Origin of the sequence: Paenibacillus terrae, from assembly GCF_000943545.1 — a bacterium.
Taxonomy (GTDB): domain Bacteria; phylum Bacillota; class Bacilli; order Paenibacillales; family Paenibacillaceae; genus Paenibacillus; species Paenibacillus terrae_A.
On sequence record NZ_JTHP01000014.1, the window covers coordinates 37,868 to 62,302 of the forward strand.

The following is a 24,435-nucleotide window of genomic DNA, read 5'->3' on the forward strand; positions in this document are numbered from 1 at the left end:
AGTTGGTATTCACAGGTGCACGAATGAGTACACTTGATATAGCCTCATCATAGATATTATTGACGTTTTTTCAATGCGAGTATTGTATCCGTTATGCCTTTTTCAAAAGGGGTCTTGGGTATAGGGCCTACAACACGCTCGTATTTGCTACCATCCAGCACAACAGGTGTTTGGGTCAGATATAGCATCTCTACGATTTCACGAATCACGGGATCAAATAATCCGATCAGACGAAGTGCGGTTTTTCGCAGTGGAAAGACGGGTTTAGTTTTACCACTTGCTTTTTGGGCAATCTGAACAAGCTTTTTGCCGGAAATCACATCTGCTCCCGGTATGTTCCAATTTTGACCGTATGCTTCTTCCCGGCTGGCTAATTCCACGATCATTACTGCCGCATCTGGCAGATACACATATTCGCGTGGGACATTTAATCCTCCTATGAAAATAGCCGGTTTTCCAGCAGCCACAGCCTCCATCGTTAATCCTAAATAAGAGGACTTGTTGGCGGTAGGTCCGTAATAATCAGGCAATCTTGTAATCATAGGCTGTGCATGATCCCAGCGGGAACTGAATATAAGCTTTTCAAATTCCAGCTTGACTTTTCCCTTGAGGGTTAACCGCAGCACTAACCTGATGCGGATCGAATACATCGCCTTTATAAACAGACAGATGCTTTGGCTGACCTAATGACACTTGTAATTGCTGGAGCTTGTTGGAAGAACGTCCGAACGCGATGGTTTCAATGCCTCTGTTGAGAAGTTCTTGTAGAATTGCCGACCCAGTTCCTCCGGTTGCACCTAATACGATTGTTTTTTTCATTGTGAACACTCCTTAAATAGAATTATAATTTAGTGACTAATCAATAACAGAATGTGATGAAATAATAGTTAGTGATTGATCAATTACCTGACATTAAAATAAACGAGGTTAATCGTTTATTTTCATCAGCTCCGGCAGATCCAGCGACATTGAGATATTACAAAGCATGCCTCTGGCCAGAAAAAGCATCGTTCTTTCCAATGCCTGTTCAATACCTGCCTGGCGGAAGGCATCATATACCGCCGCATGAATTTCACGAAATCCCTGCTGCATCACGTTCACAACCACGTCCTCGTGGATTGTCTGCGCCTGCATTTGCAAAAGAATCTCATTGCGGTATTCCACCATAATTTGCGAATATGCTGCAATAAGCTCCTGCTCTAGCCGTTCAGACGAAACCGAATGAATAACTCGGTGAAAAGAGTCGATGATGCGTGCAAATGAAACCTTCAGCGCTTCAATCAGCAAAGCTTCCTTGGTAGCGAAAAAACGGAAAACATACGGCTGAGAAATGTTGGCCCGTTCAGCCACTTTGGCTGTTGTCGCACGATAGTAGCCCATCTCTGCAAATACTTCAATGGCGGCGGATATGATTTCTTTTTGGCGATTTATTGATGTTGACGTAGCTTTGGTCATGAAATCTCCATCCTTTTGTTCAACACAGATTCAGATTAGTGATTGATCAATTACTAAATCCAATATAAATGACACTGCACGAAAATGCAATAGTAATCGCTTAGAAAAAATAAGTCGCCTCCGGGATGGTTACGGAAGCGACTCTTTTATTGTGTCTCAGATTTATGGAGTCATGGAGTTAAAATACAATCTGACATAGTTAACCTTTTGCGTTTTTGTCTGATAGGAGAATACTAAATACTGATCAAGTCCGGAAGCATTTTTGATGGTATAACTGGCTTCTGCGGTATAGGGTATGTCTTTGGAGGTATCGTTCCTTTCGGTCGGCTTACCCAGTTCCTTAATGACTTGGTTGATAACCAGCTTTTTATAAGATGGATCGGATGATGTAATCTCTGTAACTTTATCGCTTCCATCCAGTACGATATCCGTATGATGCTTGGCGTAGCTCCGCAGATGACCGGTAGAGCCTGACTCGGATTTTCCCCACAGCTCGAACAAAAGATCGCTGCCCGTTCCCAAACCAAGACCCTTGGGCAAATTCGGAAGTGTCCCCTGCTTGGCGGCGCTGAGTATGGTTGCTGGGAAACTGTGTGTGTGATTAGATGGCGCTGCACTGCTGGCAGGTGACTGATGGGCCGAAGATGAGCCTTGCTCAGATACCTTTCCGGTATCTTTGGAATCTGCCGCACTTGGACTTTGCTGGTCTGTGTCCGAACCTTGCTTGTTCGCATCTGCACTCTTACTATTATCGTCCGTTTGCTGAACCGAAGAATCGGTAGATGGTGCAACCGCACCTTCCGTAATTGGAGCAGTTGATTTTGCTTCTCCGCTATTGCCGCATCCGGTGATGGCAGCGAAACTTATAGCCATCAAAGCGATAGCTGTGACTAGCTTATAGGGCAGCTTTTTTGGTTCATGTGGTTGATATGAATGCTTCATCATGAGATCACTCTTTCCTTGTTTCAATGAGGTACAAACCAAGTGTAACCGAACCACATTTCCAGAATACCTCTACTTGTTTCCAACTTGTAAACAAGGAAATTGAAGATCATCCAACATACACTATTTGCGATAGTACGATCCTAGCTGTTGTTTAGAAAAAGGATAAGGAGAATTACTATTTTTCAACCATATATTTCCCTTTATGATGAAGATATATACAGCAAAAGCAAAGTAGATTGTCCCCCAGATCCAGTCTGTTAGGGTCGGTGCATTGTACTTCACAATATCATGAATGTACCAGATTCCGACCGGAACATGCACGAGTACTGCCGTAAACAAACCAGGATTATATAAGGTTTTTGCTTTTATATTCACAACAATGCCATGCCAGACTACCTGGAAGAAACCCATAAAAACAGGTGCGAGTCCAAGCCATATCACGTGTGGAAACCATACGGGGAGTAAATAAAACACATAGGCAATCAACACATTAATAATCATGGCTGATTGGGTGTTTAAGGGATAGCGATCCGGGGTTTCACTTTTAAACATGACGTTGTTAAACAAACCGGCAAAATATCCAGGCCAGCGATACTCCTCAAATTGATGAAAAAGGATGGCTACAAAGCTCAACCATAAAATTCCTGTTATATCGGAAAAAATGGCTCTGTTCATAAGTAAACCAATACATACGATCACACCGATGATAGCCCCTGCGTCCTGTCAGTATTTTCTCAGAAGATTCATAGTATTCACTCCAGTCATTTATTATTTCAGCATTTTGTATCATCAAAATATCTATCAAACAACAGGTTTAATTGTTCCTCGATTGAAGGCACTTCCACAGCCGCTCCGGATTCAAGAATCGGGCTCATCAATGCGGGAAGAAAAATAGCCCCAAATATTTGCAGCATCATCGCTAGCAATCGTTCTGGCTGTTGCTCACCTGTAAGCTCCTTGATCGTACTTTGCACTTTGGGGAATCCCATCATGTTTAAAAACCTTCCGTATTCCTGTTGGGATGTGAAGGGCGTGCTACCCATGACAATGACTCGTGAGAGAAGCTCCGGGTATTGCCGAATGACCTGTAAATAATCAAACAAAAATTGTTTCAGTCGATCTTGGGGTGGGATCGCTGTATCGTCCAAAATAGAAAAAGTGTGCTGAAAGCCACTTAATATCACTTCAATGGCTTCACTGAGCAGATTTTCCTTAGAGCCAAAATAATAATTAACTAGAGAAATATTAGTGGTCGACAGGTCGGCAATTTTCCTGATTGTAACCGCCTCGAAACCTTCCTTTTTAATGAATTCAAGCGCAGCGTGTAATATTTTTTCTTTGGTTTGCTGTTTTTTGTCTACGTGATTCATACTTCTCCTCCTCTTACCTGGTCCAATCGGAGCGGATTGAATAGACCAGAATTCTATAAGTTAAACATAATTTAAAACAATGTTTAAATTTATGTTTGAACTTAGTTTAGCACTTTGTATTTCGTAATACAAGTGCAGTTTGATATTGATATTTAGGATATACAAAAAACCGCAAACGAATAAGATCGCTTGCGGGTTGTTATAAATTGAGACTATGAAAAGGTTTTAAATCGCCCAGTTTCCTTTGCGGAACACAGCCTCTGTACTTCCGTCCTGCAGCTCGCCGTCAATATCCAGCTCAGCGGAGCCGATCATAAAGTCAACATGGGTCAGGCTGACATTGGCACCGTTCTGGAGCAGCTCTTCCCGGTTCATTTGTGTTCCTTTTTCGAGGTTAAACGGATACGCACTACCGAGCGCCAAGTGACAGGAGGCATTTTCATCAATCCCTGTATTGTAAAAGATGCGATTGAGATTGGAAATCGGTGAATCGTGCGGCACCAGCGCGACTTCACCCAAATAGCTGGCCCCTTCATCCGTAGCCAACAAATTCGTCAAATGTTGCTCGCCGGATTCCGCTGTATACTTGGTGACTTTGCCATCCTTAAAGGTAAATGTAATGCGATCGACCAGTTGTCCATTCAAATTGAGTGGCATGGTGCTGGTGACATAACCATTTACACCTGTACGTTTAGGCATTGTGAAAACTTCTTCTGTCGGCATATTCGCCACAAAGTAGTCTCCACGCTCGTTTTCACCACCACCGCTGCGCCAAATATGTCCGTCGGCCAGTTCGATTTTTAAATCTGTTCCGGGCGCGCGGTAGTGCAGGCTTTTATACTTTTTATGATTCAGCTTGTCTTGCAGCTGTTCGAGGTTTTTCAGATGATTCTGCCAATTCTGAACGGGATCGGAGCCATCCACACGGTTCATTTGGAAAATCGTTTCCCACATGACACGAATACGGTCCTCTTCCGCCACATCAGCAAACACTTTATCCGCCCAAGCCTTCGTGGGTGCTTTGATCAGACACCAGCTGATTTTATGATTTCGGGTATATTGGGAAAAGCCTTCTCTCGCCGTTACCGCCGCCTTCGTTGCACGCGATACTTTTTGCGGATCAATGCCTTGATACAGATCCGGGTTCGGCACCTTGATTGTTAGCGTGGCTCCACCCTCCTCGGCGAGTTTTTCCAGCATTTCTGCCTTCCAGGCCGGGTAGTAATCAAAGCTGGCTTCATCACCATGCTCAAAACGGCTGCGCGTAATCTGATCGTCCTCGAACTCCACCTGCACATATTTGGCTCCTGCTTCATAGGCTTTGTTAACAATCAACCGCGTAAATTCCACGGTTTCCAGTGGTGCAGTGACCAAAAACACCTGTCCGTGCTGGATGTTGACACCTACTTTTACGACCAGTTCTGCATATTGCTCCAGCAATGCTTCAAATGAACTCATTTTCCCACGCTCCTGTTCCGCATTTCATGATATTTACAATCTACAATTGCAGTACAGACTGCTTCTCCAGTTCACGCAGCTCCACTCTTCTTATTTTACCCGAGCTGGTTTTGGGAAGCTCCTGAATAAACTCTATTTTTCTTGGATATTTGTAAGGTGCTGTCGATGCTTTCACATGATGTTGCAGTTCCTTCACCAACTCCGGTGATCCTTCTACTCCGGCTTTGAGTACAACGTAGGCTTTTACAATATGTCCCCGGATTTCGTCAGGACTGGCTACGGCAGCACACTCCTGTACAGAGTCATGCTTCATGAGCGCTTCCTCCACTTCGAAGGGACCGATGGTATAACCGGAGCTAATAATGATATCGTCACCGCGTCCTTCAAACCAGAAATATCCATCCTTGTCCTTGCGCGCCCGGTCTCCTGTAACAAAATAGTCTCCATGGACACTGACTGCTTTGCGCTCTGGATCAAGGTAATACGTATGGAATAATGCCGGCAGATCAGCACGAACTGCAATATCGCCCACTTGGCCCGGAGCCAGTGGAACACCATCCTCGTCTACGATCTCAACCAGTCCCGGTGCAATAGATTTCCCCATCGAACCAGTGCGTAGAGGCGCATCCTTCAAATTACCGATAATCAAAGTGCTTTCTGTCTGGCCGTAACCGTCACGAATCGTAATGTTGAATTGTTCCTGAAACTTGTTAATGACCTCCTGATTAAGAGGCTCACCCGCAGAAACTGCGCTACGCAATTGGGACAGATCATATTGATCCAGACCGTCTGCTTTCGCCATAATCCGGTATTCCGTCGGGGTACAGCACAACACTTGAATTCCGTACTGCTGCATGAGCTGTAAATATCGACCCGGACGAAACGAACCATTATATACGAATCCGGTCGCTCCATTACCCAGTACGGATAGAAACGGACTCCAAATCCATTTTTGCCATCCTGGTGCAGCTGTAGCCCATACTGTATCCGAGGCTTGGATATCCAGCCAAGGGGATGTAATCCGAAGATGGGCATATCCCCAGCCATGGCTATGTACGACACCTTTAGGATTACCCGTGGTACCGGAGGTATAGGCCAGAATTGCCATGTCATCCCGGTGCGTTTTCACAGCTTCAAAGGTATCTTCCTGTTCTGCCATCAGCTCATTCAGCGCCAGCCAGCCGGGTTCAGCTACCGTGTCGTCGTTGGAAACTGCGATACGGTAATCCAGGGAAGGCAAATCCCCGTCTACTTTGTTCACCTCACCAGTTACTCCGGTCCAGGCAATCACCCCGCGTGCTTCCGAATGGCGAAGTCGATAGGCAATATCCTTGGCCCGCAGCATTTCGGAAGAAGGAATTACGGCAAGTCCCAGCTTTAAGCAAGCCAGGTAAATCACATACGCAATAATGCGACGTGGTACTATGACCAGAACCCTGTCTCCTTTGTTAAATCCCAGTCCTGCGAGTCCTCCAGCCAGTCGATTAGCCTTTTTCAGCAGCTCCCCGTAGGTGATTTCCTCGTAGTCTCCTGTTTCGCTCAACCACTTGATTGCTGTTTTACTAGCCTCATGGTGCTCCATTTCCGAAGTCATATTGTAATATTCAGGCGCAAGCCATTGCTGTTGATCTGTCAAATTGTACATTCCCCTTTATACATAAGATGAGAGCCACGATCTAATCTTATTATAACACGTCTTAGTACCAGGTTCTAAACCCAGAATCATTTTTTTGGAAAAAATAAAGTCCGTAGAGGCGAATGACAAAAAGAAAGAGCCTCATTTCAGACTCTTTCTCTCTGCTGCTATAGTGCTTTTAAAACTGGAGCTCCACTACTGTAGATGCCGCTTCTTGTCCGTTCACAAGCAGTATAATACGGTGTGCGCCCGGGTAATGGCGGCGGGTCGTCAGGTCTGCAAAACGGTGTGTTCGCGTACCTGTAAGACGGGTTCCTCCGGGTACGTTTTTGTCGGAAAGCAGAAATAATTTACGCGAGACTTGTCCTCTCGCCTTCACAAAGTCGATGCCGTATTCGATGCGAACTCGCACCGGGTCGCCCTCCCGAAGTTGCAACCCATAGCTCAGCTCACAGCTATCCCCGAGCTTTAACACAGCCGGATCGGCGGTAAAAGACGCTTCCGTGACTAACGGTGATCCGTTCGTTTCTTCAGCATAACCAAACATCGCCATCACCTCGGGGCTGGACTTGCGAATCAGGGTCCGGCAGCCGTGGCGTACAATCCAGTCGGTGTCGGGATGCGTACCTTTCCATCGTTGAGCTGTTGCAATGACTGCTTCGGGATGGTCCTTGGCGATGTCGTTCAGGTTGTTGGCTACACTTTTACGTACATACAGTGAGGGATCGGCTTTCAATAGTTCCAGCACGGCCAATACCGGAGCGGGATTGCGCTTAAATATGGGCAACGCTTGCCCCCACGGCAGTCGTGGACGACAGCCTTCGCTGGCAAGACGGCGAACGTGCTCGCTTGGATGCCCCGCCCAGACCGTCATCTGGCGCATCATCCGTTCCGGTTCACGCAGCAGGAAGGGTCTGACGGCAAACTCCGCAGATGACTTCCGGGTGAAACGCTCCAGCGCTTCCATGGAAAGCGTCCAATGCTCCTCTCCCTGCCCATACACCTCCACAAAATCCGGAAAGAATAAGTACGGGAAACCGCTGCAATGTTCGTCTATAGCAAAAAGGACAGCCAAGGCTTCTTCATAACGACTTGGCAAGAACGTCCCCAATGTTAGTGAAATCCGCCGCATCCGGGCTTTTAGCTCCAGCTCATTCCACGATTCGTCCATGACCTGATGGATAAATCCCTGGGTATCAAACGAGCTATAAGCAGTTTGTACTCTTTCACCGAAAAGGCGAAGAAAATCCTCTGTGTATATATTTTTTAAAGGCTCAGCCATCTTGTATCTCCTTTTGTATCCGAATGTAAACGATAGATTCATACCTTCGTCTATGATAACCATAAACGACGCTCCAACACCAGCACCAAAATGATCTGCCTCGACGTGACGAAGCCAGATATACTAAAAATGCCAGGCCCTGTGATGAGGACCTGACATTTTGCATGCGTGGCTTATGAATTGCGGGGAAGCACTCCCAGGGTGAAAAGTTTCTCATTCAGTTCTTTGGTGATCTTATTCATTGAGAGTCACTTCGTTCCGAGACAGAGGCAAACCAGAGCTGCTTTTGATCCGGAGTCAGCGCAATAACGGTTTCTGGAACGCCCACTGCTTCAGCCTCTGGAGGTACGGTTACAGGTACAGGTTGCTTGCCCGGACCCGGGCCGTTTCCATTCGGGGGCGGGTCCGGTAAAAATCCCCCTTTGCGCAGCTCGTTCACGCTATCCTTGACCGCTTGTACGATTCGCGCAATATCTTCCTCCGTATGGGCAGTGGACAAGAAACAGTTTCGTCCCTCCCAGATATAGATGCCTTTTTCCAGCATGTGATAAAAGAACAATTCCAGATCGCCTTTGATCACAAAGCGGAACAAGGAGCCAAAGTGAACGACCTTCATAGGTACGTGTTCGTTCGTAAAATAGCTGTTTAGCTCCGCTGCTAACGCCGAGGTGCGGCTGTTCAGGCGATTTTGCAGCTGCTCGCCGTTGTGCTCCAAATGATCCAGCACCGCTAAGGATGCAGCCATTGCCAGCGGATGATGGCAGAAGGTTCCCGCGACAAAGGTCCGCTGCTGCTCATGCTGTGGATAGGAATCGTCCCCGAAGCTCCACGTACCTCCGTCGATCCCGTTCATAAAAGCGGCTTTCCCGGCTACGATGCCGATCGGCAGCCCGCCGCCAATGATTTTACCGTAAGTCACAAGGTCGGCTTGCACACCAAACCAGGCTTGGGCCCCTCCCGGCTGAATCCGGAAGCCTGTTATGACTTCATCAAAAATGAAGGCAGTACCTGACTGCTCCGTCATCTGGCGAATGTCCTGCAAAAAGGCTTGAGGCTGAAAATCTGGTCGGCGGCTTTGCACCGGCTCCACGACAACCGCAGCCAGCTCATGCGCATGGGTGCGGATATAATCCAGGGAATCGTCCGCTCCATAATGAAGCACGACGATATCGTCCACCATATGCTGCAGGATACCTGGAGCCAGAGGTGTCGAATGCTCCTTGTTGTCACCCGCGCTCCCCAGTGCCAGCACGCCGTCGAATGTACCGTGATATGAGCCGGCAAAAATGACGACTTTAGCCCGTCCCGTAGCAGCACGCGCCAAACGGAGCGCGACCATGACGGCCTCAGTACCGGAATTGTACAGCGCAATCCGTTCCACGCCGGTCATCTTGCAAATTTTCTCGGCGACCTGTCCAGCCATGTTGGACATCGGGCCGACACACATACCGTTTTTCAGTTCTTCCTCAATTTTTTCACGAATAAAGGCCGGATTGTGTCCGAACAGATTCACGCCAAAGCCCATCGTCAAATCGACATATTCATTACCGTCCAGATCCCAAATTTTAGACCCGTCTGCACGTTGAGATACAATTTGGTACACCATTTCCTTCAAAACAGGCCGGAAACCAGCCACATTGCGGTTATTGGCGTATACGGAGCGATACTGCTGGGTGTACTGTTTGGTGCTACGCGTACGAGCTGTGTAGCGTTCAATCAGCTCTTGCAGATGTTGTTCCTGACGGAGCGAAAGCAATTCACGTGCTTTGACATCCAGCTTTTTGTAGGGTGTAAACGACTTGGCTTCATTGCCTGTCTGCTTGGGAATAGCCTGAACGGATGGAGCGGGTGCTAATGCGGCCGCAACTTCCTGCTTGGATTCGGTACGGATAATCTCCGCGCTTCCTCTACTTGCTAATGGCAAAACGCCAGATTCCGGGCTAAATGGCTCGGAGGCTATTACGGATGCAGATGGCTGATGCCGGAGAATATCAAGCTGCTGTGACATCAGATGTAGCTGTTGCTCCAAAATTCGCTCTACACCCGCAGGAGCTGTAGCGATTGGGAAACTTTGAGCTCGTGTTTTCCCAGCCGTATCTATACCATAAACAGATGCGGCAGCCGGAACGCCGGATTCATGAGACAGTTGGGTTAACGAGGATACTGCATGATCAGCCTGATTCAGAGTTGTTTCCGGACGATTTACCACAGACTGAACCGGGGTTTCAGCAGAAGTGGAAATGCTCACCCGCTCGGCTACGTAGCTGGCTAACAGCTCCAGCGTGGTCAACGATTCGAAAAATTCGCTCATCGGAACGTCCAGTCCGAAGGTATCCTTGATGCTGTGGCGAACCTGGGACAAATTAATGGAATCCAGCCCAAGCTCCAGAAAATGTGTTTGTGGCTCCAGTTCCTCCAGACTGAGCTGGGATACGTTACCGATCATTTTCGCTAACTTTTGAAGGATAGATGATTTGTGCTGATCGGTAACCGATGCTGACACCGAATACTCGTTCCCCATAATTCCAGTCTCCCTTACTGTTGAGTTTTCATGAACGGGTGCCTTCTGTTCCGTTCGAACCTGTTCGGGCACGTTAATCCAGCATCTTTTCCGTTCGAATGGATACGTAGGCAGAGAAACCTTTTTGTAGTGCTTACCTGCATATAGGGCACTCCAATTGATCTGCGCTCCCTGCACATACTTGGCAGCCAGTTGCTCCAGTGATTGCAACGTGTCCAAGCTTCCAGTGACCGTCTCTGCGCCACCTGTGCTATCCGCTTTCCCGGTGTATACACCTTCGACGGCTCTGCCTTGTTCGTGCAACTGAAGCACCTTTGCTTTCAGCGCATCCGTTCCTGCGGCAGTCACCGCAATCCGGTGATTCAGGTGGCTTCTGCCCGTGTTAGCCGTATAGCATACATCTTTCATCACGAGTTCTTCCGCCCGTCTGAACCGTTCTGCGTACCGCCCGACCAGCTCGCGCAAAGCGGATTCACTCCGCGCTGACAGAGTCAGCAGCAGCGGTGATGATCCATTGTTGCTGACCGTGGAGGTTTGATCCGATTCCGTCTTCGCTATATATTCCTCCAGCACCACATGGCAGTTTGTCCCGCTGAATCCAAAGGAACTCAACCCGCTTCTTCTCGGGAATCCGTCCGTTTTCCATTCCCTCAGCTTCGTATTGGCATATACCGGAGATTCCTCGAAATGGATCTTCTGGTTTGGCGTGCGAAAATGAACGAGCGGTGCAATCTGCCGATGCTTCATGGACAGTACGGATTTGATCAATCCCGCAATCCCAGCGGCTTCGTAAAGATGGCCGATATTCGTTTTGACCGTGCTGATCGCCACAAACTGTTTGCGCTGTGTATGCTTGCGGAAAGCTTTGGTAATGCCGTCAATCTCGATTGGATCGCCCAGCTTGGTTCCGGTGCCATGCGCTTCGATATAGCTCACCGTTTCGGGATCAATCTGTGCATCACGCCACGCCTGCGAAATCACTTCCGCTTGAGCCAGCGCATTCGGCGCGGAAATACCAATCGTACTGCCATCCTGATTGATTGCACTTCCCTTGATCACGGCCAAAATGTTGTCACCGTCTTGCTCCGCTTTACGCAGCGGCTTCAGGAAAACCGCTCCAACTCCTTCGCCCCAGCCCGTTCCGTCGGACTGGTCATCGAAGGCTCGTGCCCGATCATCGGAAGATTCCATGCCTATACCTGCTTTCAGCGGCAGCAAAATCGTCTTCACTCCACCTGCCAGTGCCATATCGCAGTCTCCATTGAGGATGGACTTGCAGGCCAGATGCACCGCCACGAGTGAGGAAGAGCATGCTGTATCAATCGTTAGCGCCGGGCCTTTTAGATCGAGCAAATATGCAATCCGACTGGAAATAATGGACGATAAATTACCAATGGCAAAGTTCGGCAGCGCGCCCGGTTCCACCTCGGACAACAAACGCTCATATTCGAAGCTGGTTTTGGAGAAGCCAACATACACGCCAACCTTTTGGCCTGTCAGCTGCTTGCCACCATACCCCGCATCCTCAATCGTGCTCCAGGCGGTTTGTAGAAATAACCGTTGATTCGGGTCCATTAGCGAGGCTTCCCGTGGAGTCAGCTTAAAGAAGGAGTAATCGAACTTGTCTACTTCGTCCAAATAGCCACCTTCTGCGATTTGCATATTCCGTCCTTCCGTATTCAGACGGGAAATGAAAGCTTCGGCATCTTTTCTTCTTTCATCGCTGTACGGACCGATATTGTCTGCCCCTGATGACACATTCGCCCAAAACTGCTCTAGTGTATCCGCTTGAGGAAACTTGCCGGACATGCCGATGATGGCGATATCCCGGTCATTCGCTTCCTCCTTGGCCTCGGGCTGTGTTGTTGCAGTCGCGTCGCTGCTTAGGCTTTGACTGGAGATATACGAAGCCAGCTTGGCGATGGTCGGATAGGAAAAGAAGTCCGTCACCTCAATATGAATCCCTAATTGGTCCTCCAACTGGTCCACAATTTGAACGAGCTGCAAGGAAGTCACTCCGATATCAAAGTAGCTATCATCCGTTCCAATCGACTTTACATTTAAAATATCCTGGCAGATTCCAATCAGCTTTTGTTCTATTTCTCCTTGAGGCAGGACTATACGCTCAGCTGCTTGCGCGATTTGAGTAGCCTCGGCCAGTGATGTCAATATTTCATCAAATTCACCCTGCTCATAATTCTGGGCTAATTTGAAGCGCTGAACCTTCCCGCTGGTTGTTTTAGGGATACGTCGAATCGGAACTACATCCTGAATATGCCAGCCTCCCCGGTAGTTCAGATGGCTTTTCAGCTTTTGAACTAGCGGTACAAAATGCTCTATCTTTTTCGTGTGCATCACAAAAACAACAATACGATCCTGTCTGGTTTGCGCATCATGGACACCACACACCGCTACTTTTCCGAGATCTACGCCATCCAGCTCCTCGGCAATTCTCTCGATGTCATGCGGATAAACGTTCTGTCCGTTCACGAAAATGATATCCTTGGCTCTACCAGTAATAACCAGGCGGCCATTTCTCATAAACCCTAAATCTCCGGTGATGAGCCATCCATCCTCTGTTTTAACCTTCGCGGTAGCTTCGGGATTGTTGTAGTATCCAGCTGTCACATTTTTGCCGCGGATCTGTGTGTGTCCAATCACACCATCTTCCAACACCCGATTTTGTTCATCGCAAATGCGGACAGAGGTACTGGCCATCGGATACCCCAAATCCACAAAAGTAAGACACCGCTTGTCGGACTTGTCTACTTCTTCTATGGGTTCACCTACGTGTAACTGCTGCCGATTCAAATAAAGCGGAATAAAGGTATCTTTGTCCAGAGGGGGAGTGGAAACACCCACGCTCGCCTCTGCCAATCCATAGACAGGAAACATCGCATTTTTATTCAAGCCGTGAACACTCATCGCATCCATAAACACATGGCAAAGCTCTACAGATATCGGCTCAGCCCCATTTAAAATCATACGCACGCTTGACAAATCCCAGTTATCCGCTGTTTCAGGTTTGTACTGATCGAGAAAAAATTTATATCCAAAATTGGGAGAGCATATTTGAGTCACCTTATGCTCCGATACTTTTTTTAGCCATAAAGACGGGCGTCGGATAAAAAGTGCCGTCGGCATAATCAACTGCTTGGCATTAGCGACCACACAGGTTAAATGAAAGGCGATCAATCCCAGATCATGCGTAAGCGGCATCCAACCCAAATAAGCATCCTTGGAGCTCATGCCCGTTTGATTTGCGACATCCCGAATATTGTAAACCAGATTTTCATGTGTCAGCATGACCCCTTTAGGATCACCTGTAGAGCCTGAGGAAAATTGGATAAAAGCCAAATCCTCCGGTTTGGATACATGAACTACACCTTTATTCAGACCGGAATAGTCGAATGTATGGCTTGAAAAAGTTGCTTTTTTAACAGGCTCAAAGGAATCCAGCAGTTCGTGCTGATGCGCGTACTTTTCCAGTTGCTCCAAAACCTTGTCATCCGCAACCATATAAGGGCGGGAGAGCGTATTCCAGATTTTAAACAGTTTCATTTTATGTTCATCATTATTCCCGATGCTTACAGGAACAGGAACGATTCCACCGAGCAGGCAGCCCCAAAATATATTCACAAAGGTATGATTGTCGTCGATCTGCATGATCAGCTCATCGCCAGGTTGTATCCCTTTTTCCTGTAATTCATGAAGTACCTGTGATGCTTGCTCCAGAAGTTTACTGTAGGACACATATTCCTCTTGCTTATCACCGGAAATAAAGGTGATCCCGTTCTCATTCCGGCTTGCACGGTCTTGAATGATTTCAATTAAAGTTTGAAACTGCTCCATCCTGATCCCTCCTCAATTGCTCTAGCATTACTTTCTGCTCTCCTTCGGAAACCTGTTTGGTTTGCAACACCAGGCGAATACACCCCAGTATTTCCTGTCTTTGCTCAGAAGCAGGTGGTGGACTGCTGCCTGATTCTGAGTTTCGCAATAATTCTTCCAGTCTCCGGACAGGTAAAATAACACCCTTTAGATACTCATCTTCATTCCAATTGGCATTGGGGGTAGACACCGCCAGTGACAGGGAAAGGGCAACCCAATCACGGATCGAGAAACGGCGTTCCAGTTCAACGCGATCCAAGTCTCTGTCCAGAGACAGCACTTCGATGGTAGTGTTTATTTCCTTCGCCAAATTTTTCAGCACCGTTCGCGGACCTAACTCGATGCTCTGCTTCACGCCATGATTCGCCATGTACTGCATGGTTTGTATCCATCGAACCGGGTGAGTCATTTGCAAAATCAACCCTTGACGGATGCTATCGACATCAGAATATGGCTGAGCGGTCACATTGGAGATCACGGGCCACTGTGCTTCATGGAAGGTGTATTTTTGCAGCTCAATGGCCAGCCTGTCCGCAGCATGCTGCATAAGCGGACTATGAAAAGGACCGCTGACCTGCAAGCGAGTAATTTGGGCCCCCCGCTGTTCTAACTTGCCAGCTACCACAGCTACCGACGCATGATGACCAGAGACGACATACTGATTGGGCGAATTGTAACAGGCAATGACAGCAGGCTGATCGACTGTGGAGTGCAGACGACAGAATTCTTCCACGACGTTCAACTCAGCTCCGCGAATGGCAATCATGCTGCCCAGACCGGCCTCTGCTGCTGCTTCCATGAAGCGTCCCCGCTCTTGTACCAGTCGTAAAGCGTCGCCAAAGGATAGAACCCCGCTACTTACCAGAGCTGAATATTCACCCAGGCTATGACCTGCTGAAAATTCTGGAATAATCCCGATTTCGTGCATATAACGTCGGAATGCAATGACGCTGATCGTAAGAAGTGCGGGCTGAGTATAGGATGTCCTGGATAATTGGGTGATTGGGCCTGCCATGCATAAAGCTTTCAGATCATATCCCAAAATATCAGCAGCCTCTTCAAACAAGTGATCCGCTTCTGTAAAATCGCTATGCCATGCGGCTCCCATTCCTGCATACTGAGATCCTTGTCCCGGAAAAACCAAAGCCATTCGATTCAAATTCATACCAAACCCCTTTCCTCCCCACAAAGATGTGGCAAAACAAAAATGTTTTTACGATTCAGGTGTTAATGTATATATGTATGGAGATATGAAAATATGGAGATAGATACAGCAAACCATAACAAAGCAAGGTTGTAAGGTTGACAAAAAAAGCAATAAGCGACAATTTAAGATTTAATTTGGTGATTGAATTGCCATTCGTCGTGTAATTGGAAATAAATTTAGGTGTGTGTGTAAAAGCTTGGAAGTGTGAAAAGCTTGGAGTGGACTAAAGACTTAGGTTGGGACCTAAGAATCTAGTATCATAGATGAATGTGTCGAAAAAATACCGAAAACAACGCAATTTTATTCCAAAAGCAAGTATTAATTGTGAAATATTTTAATTATATAATAAATATGGACTCGAAAAAAGTCAATATTTTTTCAAATTCCTTTAATGGAAAAAAATAAATAAACAGAGACTAATAGGGTTTTATAAACACAAAAGTAAATTAAAGTATGAATTTATAATGTGTAAGTATATTATACATACAAACAATACCCTCTTTTGTATGAAAATCAGGCATTGTTTGTAATTTTTTTAATGAATTTTTGTAAAAATTTCTGTGTCGTAAGTGCAAGAAACGGATGACGTGTTATATCTGGTGCTTGACAAACCAATTTGTAATGCGTTGCAGTCGTTCCACACGAAGCTGCGGATGCCCTTTTCGTGAAAGCTCATGGCTTGAGCCTGGAAAACGAACAAATTGCGTGGATTTACCCAATCGCCGTAGTGCTGTAAATAGCTGCTCCCCCTGCTCAATGGGACAACGAAGATCCTGCTCCCCGTGCAAAATAAGCAGTGGTGTATTTATTTGCTTAACATATGCCAGTGGAGATTGTCTCCACAAGACCTCAAAATCGTCCCAAGGATTGCCGCCGACCTCGTCTTCTGTAAATGAGTAGCCAATGTCGCTCACGCCATACATGGATAGCCAGTTGGATATGGAGCGCTGGGTCACGGCTGCACGGAAACGGTCTGTGTGACCGACAATCCAGTTAGTCATAAAGCCTCCGTAGCTCCCCCCCGTAACACCTAGTCGTTCTGGATGAATGAATGGAAACTGCCGAATGGCCTCATCGACCGCACTCAGCAAGTCCGTGTAATCTCGTCCGCCGTACTCGCCAAGAACGACATTGGTAAAAGACTGGCCATACCCTCTGCTTCCTCCCGGATTTGTGTAAATGACCGCATATCCCTGCGCTGCTAGCAACTGAAACTCATGAAAAAAAGAGTGGGAATACATCGCATGGGGACCGCCATGGATTTCCAAAATGGCGGGATAGGTACCCTCCGCAAAACCGACTGGCTTCATCACCCATCCCTGGACCCTCCGACCATCCTCGACCTCAGTCCAGAAGCTCTCAGGCACACTTAGCCTGATCTCTTCCAGCAGCAAGTCATTCACCTGCGTCAGTCGTTCCTCTGTCCCGGAAGAGATCGGAATTCGAAACAAATCGCCCGGCAATGTCACGTGAGTTGAAGCTGCAATGATATGCTGCTCATCCGGGGTGAGCGTGAACTGATAAATTTCTCTGTCTCCCTGCGTCAAAACTGTAAAGCTTCCATCAAGTGCAAACTGATATACATGCACATTTCCTTCACGGGTTACAAGCGTATACAGGGATAGACCGTCCATACTAAAACGTGGTGGCCCTACATGAAGGTGTGAGCGCATATCGCTCATACCCGCGTTACCGAGGTGTGCGTCCAGCGTTTCACTAATGCATACTGCCGAGCCACCACTCGAAGGGAGGATGTATAATCGGGTCTGGGTCGCGCCTTTAGCATGTCGATCATGTCCGTAAAAGGCAATCGTTGAACCATCGGGAGAGTATTCAGCACTCTCGATTTGCAGCTCGGAGCAGGTTAGCTTCCGCGGTGCTTCCGCATTTCCTTTTGAAATAGCAGGAGCTATCGTAAACAAATCATTCTGCTTGCGTAAATCCGTATCCTCTTCTGCATGCTCCGCTATTCTGGCCACGAATAAAATAAGCTTGCCATCCGGCGACCAGACAGGTTCCGCGACGTCATACGCGCCGAACGTCAATTGGACGGTGTCCCCTGAATTTACATCAGTCACATATAAGTGATTACGTGTATCATCCCATAGCCCGTAGCCATCTGACTTGGCTTTTGTTCGGTTAACGACCTGTCCTTTCGGCTGCACTGATGTCGGAGATGACAGACTCCCTGTGGTTTTTGCGACAAAGGATATGTAGGATCCGTCCGGTGACCAAGCCAATGAATGAACGCCTTTCTCTGCCCATGTAAGCTGCCGAGCCTCTCCTCCGCTAGCTGGAATGATCCATACCTGACGCTTACCTTCAAGTGTACTGAGAAAAGCAAGCTGTGATCCGTCAGGTGACCAGACAGGTGATTCGTCTTTCGGCCCATATGTGAAGGGCAACGGCTCGGAGTTTTTTGATGGCAAAAGCCAAATGTCAGAATTATAGTCTATCCGGTCTTCATTAATACACTGCTCTACGTAAGCGACTGCACCGTTACCTGGATGGACAGCAGGATCGCTGACCCACCGAAGTTGATATAAATCCTCTGCTGTTATATGGCGTTTAGCTATACTGGATTGCGGGTCGCTCAAAACAATTCCTCCTCCAATCATCAGATCTCTATAAGATTCGAAATATATTATTCCGATGAAATTTGTAAGTTTTAAATGGTATAAAAATCACGTTACTCTTTTTACTTGTCTCTGTCAATTTGCTTCTTCATATATTTCCAATACAAAAACCCTATCTCGCTGGTCGCCACGGACCTGAAAGCCTCCTAAATGGAGGCTTTTTATGAGATAAGGTGATTGAACAGTCAACAACTATAGTTGAAAAATAGGAGATATGGGTGGCGCATCATTTTTTACAGCGGTAATTGACCTGCTTCCAACATCAAGATTCGGCCCATGCTGCCAAATCGCGCTCGGAATTTCTCGTCGCAGTACTGGTATGATATCCTCGGTAAACCGATGCAACTGTTCGAGCTGCTCTTGCTCACCAAGCCCGTCCACGCTGATGCTGAGTACCTGATTACCGAACGCGGTATGATAGCTCCGTATTTTTTCGAGAACGCTCTCCGCAGAGCCGATCAGAACAGGACCGTTACGAATATTATCCTCCAGACTCGTGAAGGGCGACTGATTGTGCTGAGCTGCCGCTGTCGAGTGGTAGGCATCATAATAAGGACGATACCGTCGAATCGCTTCCTCATCCGTATCTGCCAGATACAGACTCCCTGCTCCGGCACCAATTACGGCCTGTGCCGGATCATGTCCGTAATAAGCCAGCCGTTCGCGGTAATGATCAATAAGCGCTTTATACTTGGCCTGAGGATGGAAAGAATTCGAGGAAAATATCGGCTCCCCGTATTGAGCGGCCAACTCGGTCGATCGTGTACTGGAAGCACTGCCATGCCAGATGGGGATCTGCTGCTGATACGGCCGTGGCTGTGTCGTGACTTGATGCAACGGTGGACGATAGCTTCCTTCCCACGTCACCTCTTTCTCACTCCACAGCCGTTTGAGCAGACGATAGCGCTCAGCAAGCGAGTCCCACTGTTCTTCCTCTGTAATTCCAAATAACGGATAATGGCGCGGATCATTGCCTTTCCCAATAATAATCTCTAATCTTCCACCCGATAAATGATCCAACGTCGCATAGTCTTCGGCCACGCGCACCGGGTCCAGCACGCTAAGCACCGTCACCATAGTCAGCAGACGAATCCGTTCGGTTCTCGCCGCAATAGCGGTCAGCACCAGCGGGGGTGAGGATGACAGAAAAGGCGCACCGTGCCGCTCCCCCACACCGTATGCATCAAAACCAAGCTCCTCTGCGAGAACAGCCTGCTTGATTACATTTTGGAATTTTTGCTGCGAGCTCCAGGCTTCACCGGTAATCGCATTAGGCAGATTAGCCATCAGACTGAATAACACAAACTTCATTTCATGAAAGCCCCTTTCGGAGAATGAGTCGGCTTCGTCCCTTCCCAGGTATCGGCCCTAATTGCGGTTAGCAGTCTCAGCTCCGTTTTTTTCACGAATATACGTTTCAAATAATTCCAGATTCACAACTTTACGCAGCAAATGCATCGTTCCGTCTCCTGTACCATGGTCAAACGCATGAATACGCTCATATCCCCAACGCTCATACATAGACAGCAGATAGGGATGCTTTTCGGCTGTTGCCAGCGTAACGGCAGGAGCTCCCACCTGATCACGGATTATAGTCTGCTCTACCCAGTTCAGCAGCTTGCGACCGTAACCTTTGCCCTGAGCAGCCGGATTGACGGCAAACCACATGACAAAGGGTAGATCCGTTATAAAATTAAGAGCTCTATTTTTGAGATGACTAACTGTAGCCTGAATTACACCATCGACTTCCAGCACGTAGCAGTCATTATTTTTAATGTTTTCCTGAATGAGAGGAATATCTGCCTGAGCGGCAGGCCATTTAAGCTCCAACTGCCGAATCGTTTCGTACGCCTCATAAGTCACGTACTGCAATCTCTCCGCATCTTCCTGTTGTGCCAGACGATAGATTTCGCTCATGTTAACCCGCCTCTCCTATATAAAATTATTAATCCTATCTGCTTAATCAGGAATAAAAGATAAAACAACTGTAGCATGCTCACAATCCAGCGACAAATTAATTTTTTCTATAGGCATATTTAAAATAACGATAACCTAGCGAAAGTGATCACAAATTTATATAAACCGAACTCGAAAAATGTACATGAAAACGGAGCAGGTGGAATGGTGCTGTACCAGCGCTGCATTCAATCCGGCGGGTCTTCCGCCAATAATAGCACAATCGTAAATCAGATGCTTATCTCCTTTAAATAGATATTAAAGACTTGTTATATCTATAACATCCTCGAATTCGATAATGTGTCAAGCTGCGCCTGATCATAAAAAAACGCAAAAAAAGCCCGAAAACCGGGCTTTTCTAATTCCTCGTCTCATAACATGCCAAGCCATATCCTTAGCATTCAGACGAAATGTGCATGTTGCTTTATTCCGCAGGAGCTGTAAAACTACGTTTGGCAAACTCACTGTCCAGCATGTAAAAAGCGTTACTATCCCTTTCAATCCGTTTGAGCTTCTGAATTACATTGTCGAACAGAGCTTCCTCTTCGACTTGCTCATCAATAAACCATTTCAGGAAATGGATCGTCGCATGCTCACGTCCGTCCAGAGCCAAGTCAGCCAAATGATAAAATTTCTGCGTATTTTGCTGCTCATGCTTGTAGCCGTGCTCAAATACGTCCAACATGGAATCGTAGCTATTTTTAGGCTCCGGTAATGCTGCCAAAGTAGCTCGCCCTCTGCGGTCATTAATATATCTGTATAGCTTCATCGCATGAAAACGTTCCTCTTCAGCTTGTACCAGGAAAAAGTTTGCGAACCCATCCAGACTTTCGCCAGAGCAATAAGCAGCCATCGCCAGATATACGTGAGCGGAGTAAAACTCAAAATTCATTTGCTCATTTAGAGCCTGTGCCAAATTGTCTTTCATGTATCAGGTCACCTCGGTCATGTATATAATGATGTAGCGATCTTAGTGTACCACGAAACCAATCACAAAAACGAGCGCAATGTGAGTTTTAAACACCCTCGCATTGCGCCCGCATCATCCAAGATTATTTTACATTCAAGGCTCCAGCCCCCATACACGCTGGTCGTTCACATACAGAGGCGTTTTGCCCCAATCTGTATAAGACGTTTTGGTCGCATCATAGGAAAAATCATCACTTTCGTTATAATTGCTCCAATCTGTCTTGTTCAAGCGAACCTGAATATCCCCCGTGTTGGCTCCTGCTGCCAGACTTCCCGCACCAGCTCCAAAGGAGATTTCCAGATAGTAATCTGCGCCCGTAACCGCCTTATCCAGTTTCACAAAGCGTCCCTGAACGTTGCCGCTGCCGAGCTGTGCATAGTCACAATGGAATTCCTGCGGTTTATCGCCATCCACTGTAAAGTAATACCGCAGCTTGACAGTCTTCAGATCAACAGCCTCTTTCCCCTTGTTTACAACACGGAAAAGCGGACGAATCTGATTATCTCCCGGGTTCGTGTCGCCCACGCGGTATTGGGCAATTACATCTCCCGTTGCCGGAATCGGCGTTCCTGTCGGCTTGGCGCTGACCTCGGCAGAATCCGGGCTGGTTCCTAAAGAATTAGTTGCACTTGCTACATAATAATAAGTGGTTTCATTCACCACTCCTGTATCCTTGTAAGTGCTATCCGTTACCGTTGCTACCGTGGTATAAGGTCCTCCACTGGTTGTGGAGCGCTTGACGGTATAGCTGTCGGCCCCCGTCGCTTTGCTCCAGCTCAGTGTAACCTGAGCATCCCCGGCACTTGCTTTCACATTTGCCGGAGCTTTGGGAGCTGTCGGCTCGGTTGTTCCACTATTGTTGATGAGACGGTCATATTCGGCATAAGCTGTCGCCATATCGACTTGGGACCAAAAACGGTGATACGTAAATTCCGGAGCGCCTTTATCCCATTTTTTCGTTTGATTATTCCATGAAGTTGTATATTTGTCCTTGAGATAAGACCACTGAGGATCTTTGGTGATGTTAGGCCGGATATCGGTGTAGCTGGAATACGTACCATTACCACCCTTGGACGGATCAGATGCGGTAGCGGCTGCGCCAGGAATGGTGTTGCCTTGCCCCGTTTTACCACTCCATCCGTTCGGGATATACACTTCTTTCGTAAAATAACGATAATAATCCTCACGTGCTTCCTTCGTGGTAATGCCTACGCCGTCGTTGTAACCCCATGCAGCATCGAGCAAAGCTTTGGACAGATCCTTGGCTTCCTTGCCTAATGCGGTGTAATCTCCTTTTTCGGCCTTCGTTCCGGCAGCAAAAAAAGTAAGCGCTTTAACATAACTGCCCAGCACTCCCGCATCTTGCCCTGGATTCTTCGTTACTACATGCAGATTGGCATTTCCCTTATGATTGGCAAATCCGGTCCAGGTTTCTGGCTTCCCGCTCCATTCCAGATTGCCTGGCACCCAGAACTCGCCTTTAGCTGCTGTAGTGGCAACCTTCGGATTTTTACCACCCAGAATGCGCTTGCCTTGAGCGTCCAAATAGTACCCCTGCGCGTCTGTCACAGGACGTTCGTTGGCAAATGCATAGCTCTTGGACCATGCTACCCAGTTTTCCGTCACTTGCTTGGCCATTTTAAACTGCTCGGAAGAAGTATCACCCTTCTTGGCTAAAATGTAGTACAGCTCGGCAACCCGCTCGACAGGCCAAGCCTGCATTCCGAACCAATTGTTGGACGGTGGATCTTGGTATACAGGAGCACCTGTATAAGCCAATCCATAGAAGGTGCTTGTGCCAGACGGATACGCCTTGTAGGCACCATCCCAGCTATTCGTTGCTCCACCTGCAATGGCTCCCTCATCGGATTGCAGCCACGTATAAAATTCCAGTTGGCGCTTCAGCGAGGTAGCCCAATCCTGTCCCGCCGTTGGAGAATTTGGTATTAATCCGCCATCCTGATCGGATAACGCGTAAGCCGCAACGACATTTTGGTAGCCCTGATGCGCGTGGCTGGCGCCAATCCGCCAAGCCCAGTTGCCGCTTTGACCCAGTCCGCCACCCCATGACGTATACCATGCCATCAGATAATGGCTTGCATCCTTGCCGGTACCAGCTACCGGGGTTCCATTGGAAGCGCTTCCGGTTTTCTGGAAGTATTTATCGTACATGCCGTACCGCAAGAAGTCCCCCATCTTTTTTGCTTTATCCAAATAAACGGAGTTGTCATACCCCAGCTCTTTAGCCCAATACATGGCTTGAACCGCCCGTGCGTCCGCATCGGTAGCATTCGTGTAGCGCCATTGCTGTGCCGGAGCATTATTTTCCTTGGTGAACAGGCTCATAAAGCCCTCATTTGATTTGCCAAACTTTTGATTATCCTGCGATGGATGTGGTATGGCTTCCCAAACCGATTCCTGCTCCCCGCGTTGGAAGGTGTTCACGTAGGCTGCTGTATGCGCGGGATTCAGCAGATTGCCAAAACCGTACCAATTATCCACGTCCAGCAGCCAATGCATCAGATAGGTCTGATTATTGCCATAGGTTGCCTTCAACTCTGCATCCAGCGGGTCCTTGCCACCACTATACTGACCACTCAGACGGCTTGGATATTGATCTGGCTGCGGATACTCTGCTGCATAGGTGGCTGGGCTGTTGGGGTTGTAGTTACTCATTGTAGGCTGCTCTTCCTTGCCGTCACCCTCATTAACAGGAATGATGTATTTCTCCATGTTGTCCCAAGCGGATTCCAACTTTCCCCAATCCCCGGTATAATGGCCATACAGCACTTCCAGCCACATCCAGTAGCTATACGCTTCCGAGGTCGTTAAGTGTCCGTAGTCCGGAGCCTCGCTCATCAGGGTTTCAACCGAATGGTAAGGTATACCTTCCTTGGAAAAATATCCACTGGCCGGGTCCTTCAGTTGTTTGTACAATTGAAGAAAGCGTGTGGATTCCGGTGTTGCGGCTGAAGCACGGTCGGGTTCGGCTTGAAATATGCCCAAAGTTAGCGGAAGCACCAAAATGGCTGACATGACCATAGAGACAGATTTCCTGAACACGGATTTTCTGCTGATCACTTTTGCATCCATCCTCTCCAATATCAA

The 24,435-nt window shown here is 47.7% G+C and carries 14 protein-coding genes and 1 pseudogene; all 15 read right to left on the minus strand.

What is annotated here, in order from left to right:
• Nucleotides 1-56 precede the first annotated feature (56 nt).
• The 15 genes and pseudogenes from QD47_RS09435 to QD47_RS09505 all read right to left on the minus strand — a co-directional run bounded on the left by QD47_RS09435 (nucleotide 57) and on the right by QD47_RS09505 (nucleotide 24,369).
• Nucleotides 57-819 (minus strand): annotated as a pseudogene (locus QD47_RS09435) (SDR family NAD(P)-dependent oxidoreductase).
• A gap of 108 nt (nucleotides 820-927) precedes the next feature.
• Entirely contained in the window at nucleotides 928-1,455 is a 528-nt protein-coding gene (locus tag QD47_RS09440) for a TetR/AcrR family transcriptional regulator (RefSeq protein WP_044645890.1), read from the minus strand.
• A 162-nt stretch (nucleotides 1,456-1,617) separates the two neighbouring features.
• Nucleotides 1,618-2,400 carry a DUF4309 domain-containing protein gene (locus QD47_RS09445; RefSeq protein ID WP_412177967.1) on the minus strand — a complete coding sequence of 261 codons (783 nt, stop codon included), beginning with the start codon at nucleotides 2,398-2,400 and terminating at the stop codon, nucleotides 1,618-1,620.
• A gap of 120 nt (nucleotides 2,401-2,520) precedes the next feature.
• The gene (locus QD47_RS09450; protein ID WP_235332232.1) at nucleotides 2,521-3,108 is read right to left on the minus strand and encodes an HXXEE domain-containing protein; all 588 of its coding nucleotides are present in this window, start codon (nucleotides 3,106-3,108) and stop codon (nucleotides 2,521-2,523) included.
• A gap of 65 nt (nucleotides 3,109-3,173) precedes the next feature.
• The gene (locus QD47_RS09455) at nucleotides 3,174-3,770 is read right to left on the minus strand and encodes a TetR/AcrR family transcriptional regulator (protein ID WP_044645891.1); all 597 of its coding nucleotides are present in this window, start codon (nucleotides 3,768-3,770) and stop codon (nucleotides 3,174-3,176) included.
• 225 nt (nucleotides 3,771-3,995) lie between these two features.
• Entirely contained in the window at nucleotides 3,996-5,228 is a 1,233-nt protein-coding gene (locus tag QD47_RS09460; RefSeq protein ID WP_044645892.1) for an aminopeptidase, read from the minus strand.
• 40 nt (nucleotides 5,229-5,268) lie between these two features.
• Nucleotides 5,269-6,864, minus strand: coding sequence for an acyl-CoA synthetase (locus QD47_RS09465; RefSeq protein ID WP_044645893.1), 1,596 nt, complete (start codon nucleotides 6,862-6,864; stop codon nucleotides 5,269-5,271).
• Nucleotides 6,865-7,042: 178 nt separating this feature from the next.
• Nucleotides 7,043-8,146 carry a hypothetical protein gene (locus QD47_RS09470; protein ID WP_044645894.1) on the minus strand — a complete coding sequence of 368 codons (1,104 nt, stop codon included), beginning with the start codon at nucleotides 8,144-8,146 and terminating at the stop codon, nucleotides 7,043-7,045.
• Between the two features lie 238 nt (nucleotides 8,147-8,384).
• On the minus strand, nucleotides 8,385-14,519 hold the full coding sequence (locus QD47_RS09475; protein WP_327204668.1) for an aminotransferase class III-fold pyridoxal phosphate-dependent enzyme: 6,135 nt from the start codon (nucleotides 14,517-14,519) through the stop codon (nucleotides 8,385-8,387).
• Nucleotides 14,494-15,717 (minus strand): ACP S-malonyltransferase, encoded by a 1,224-nt coding sequence (gene fabD, locus QD47_RS09480; RefSeq protein ID WP_082067148.1) that lies wholly within the window; start codon nucleotides 15,715-15,717, stop codon nucleotides 14,494-14,496. Before fabD ends, QD47_RS09475 begins: the two co-directional genes overlap by 26 nt.
• 638 nt (nucleotides 15,718-16,355) lie before the next feature.
• A complete protein-coding gene (locus tag QD47_RS09485) occupies nucleotides 16,356-18,362 on the minus strand; it encodes a S9 family peptidase (protein WP_044645896.1) in 2,007 nt (668 codons plus the stop codon).
• A 231-nt stretch (nucleotides 18,363-18,593) separates the two neighbouring features.
• Entirely contained in the window at nucleotides 18,594-19,712 is a 1,119-nt protein-coding gene (locus QD47_RS09490) for an LLM class flavin-dependent oxidoreductase (protein ID WP_044645897.1), read from the minus strand.
• A gap of 57 nt (nucleotides 19,713-19,769) precedes the next feature.
• Entirely contained in the window at nucleotides 19,770-20,318 is a 549-nt protein-coding gene (locus QD47_RS09495) for a GNAT family N-acetyltransferase (protein ID WP_044645898.1), read from the minus strand.
• Between the two features lie 463 nt (nucleotides 20,319-20,781).
• Nucleotides 20,782-21,285 carry a ferritin gene (locus QD47_RS09500; protein WP_044645899.1) on the minus strand — a complete coding sequence of 168 codons (504 nt, stop codon included), beginning with the start codon at nucleotides 21,283-21,285 and terminating at the stop codon, nucleotides 20,782-20,784.
• Between the two features lie 135 nt (nucleotides 21,286-21,420).
• Nucleotides 21,421-24,369: a glycoside hydrolase family 48 protein gene (locus QD47_RS09505; protein ID WP_200893408.1), complete on the minus strand. Its 2,949-nt coding sequence runs from the start codon at nucleotides 24,367-24,369 to the stop codon at nucleotides 21,421-21,423.
• Nucleotides 24,370-24,435 lie beyond the last annotated feature (66 nt).

What these genes read in the sequence shown, in the direction of transcription:
- QD47_RS09445 (WP_412177967.1), bottom strand. Translation starts at nt 2,400, where the DNA reads ATGATGAAGCATTCATATCAACCACATGAACCAAAAAAGCTGCCCTAT.
- QD47_RS09500 (WP_044645899.1), bottom strand. Translation starts at nt 21,285, where the DNA reads ATGAAAGACAATTTGGCACAGGCTCTAAATGAGCAAATGAATTTTGAG.
- QD47_RS09490 (WP_044645897.1), bottom strand. Translation starts at nt 19,712, where the DNA reads ATGAAGTTTGTGTTATTCAGTCTGATGGCTAATCTGCCTAATGCGATT.
- QD47_RS09475 (WP_327204668.1), bottom strand. Translation starts at nt 14,519, where the DNA reads ATGGAGCAGTTTCAAACTTTAATTGAAATCATTCAAGACCGTGCAAGC.
- QD47_RS09455 (WP_044645891.1), bottom strand. Translation starts at nt 3,770, where the DNA reads ATGAATCACGTAGACAAAAAACAGCAAACCAAAGAAAAAATATTACAC.
- QD47_RS09440 (WP_044645890.1), bottom strand. Translation starts at nt 1,455, where the DNA reads ATGACCAAAGCTACGTCAACATCAATAAATCGCCAAAAAGAAATCATA.
- QD47_RS09495 (WP_044645898.1), bottom strand. Translation starts at nt 20,318, where the DNA reads ATGAGCGAAATCTATCGTCTGGCACAACAGGAAGATGCGGAGAGATTG.
- QD47_RS09460 (WP_044645892.1), bottom strand. Translation starts at nt 5,228, where the DNA reads ATGAGTTCATTTGAAGCATTGCTGGAGCAATATGCAGAACTGGTCGTA.
- QD47_RS09505 (WP_200893408.1), bottom strand. Translation starts at nt 24,369, where the DNA reads ATGGTCATGTCAGCCATTTTGGTGCTTCCGCTAACTTTGGGCATATTT.
- QD47_RS09470 (WP_044645894.1), bottom strand. Translation starts at nt 8,146, where the DNA reads ATGGCTGAGCCTTTAAAAAATATATACACAGAGGATTTTCTTCGCCTT.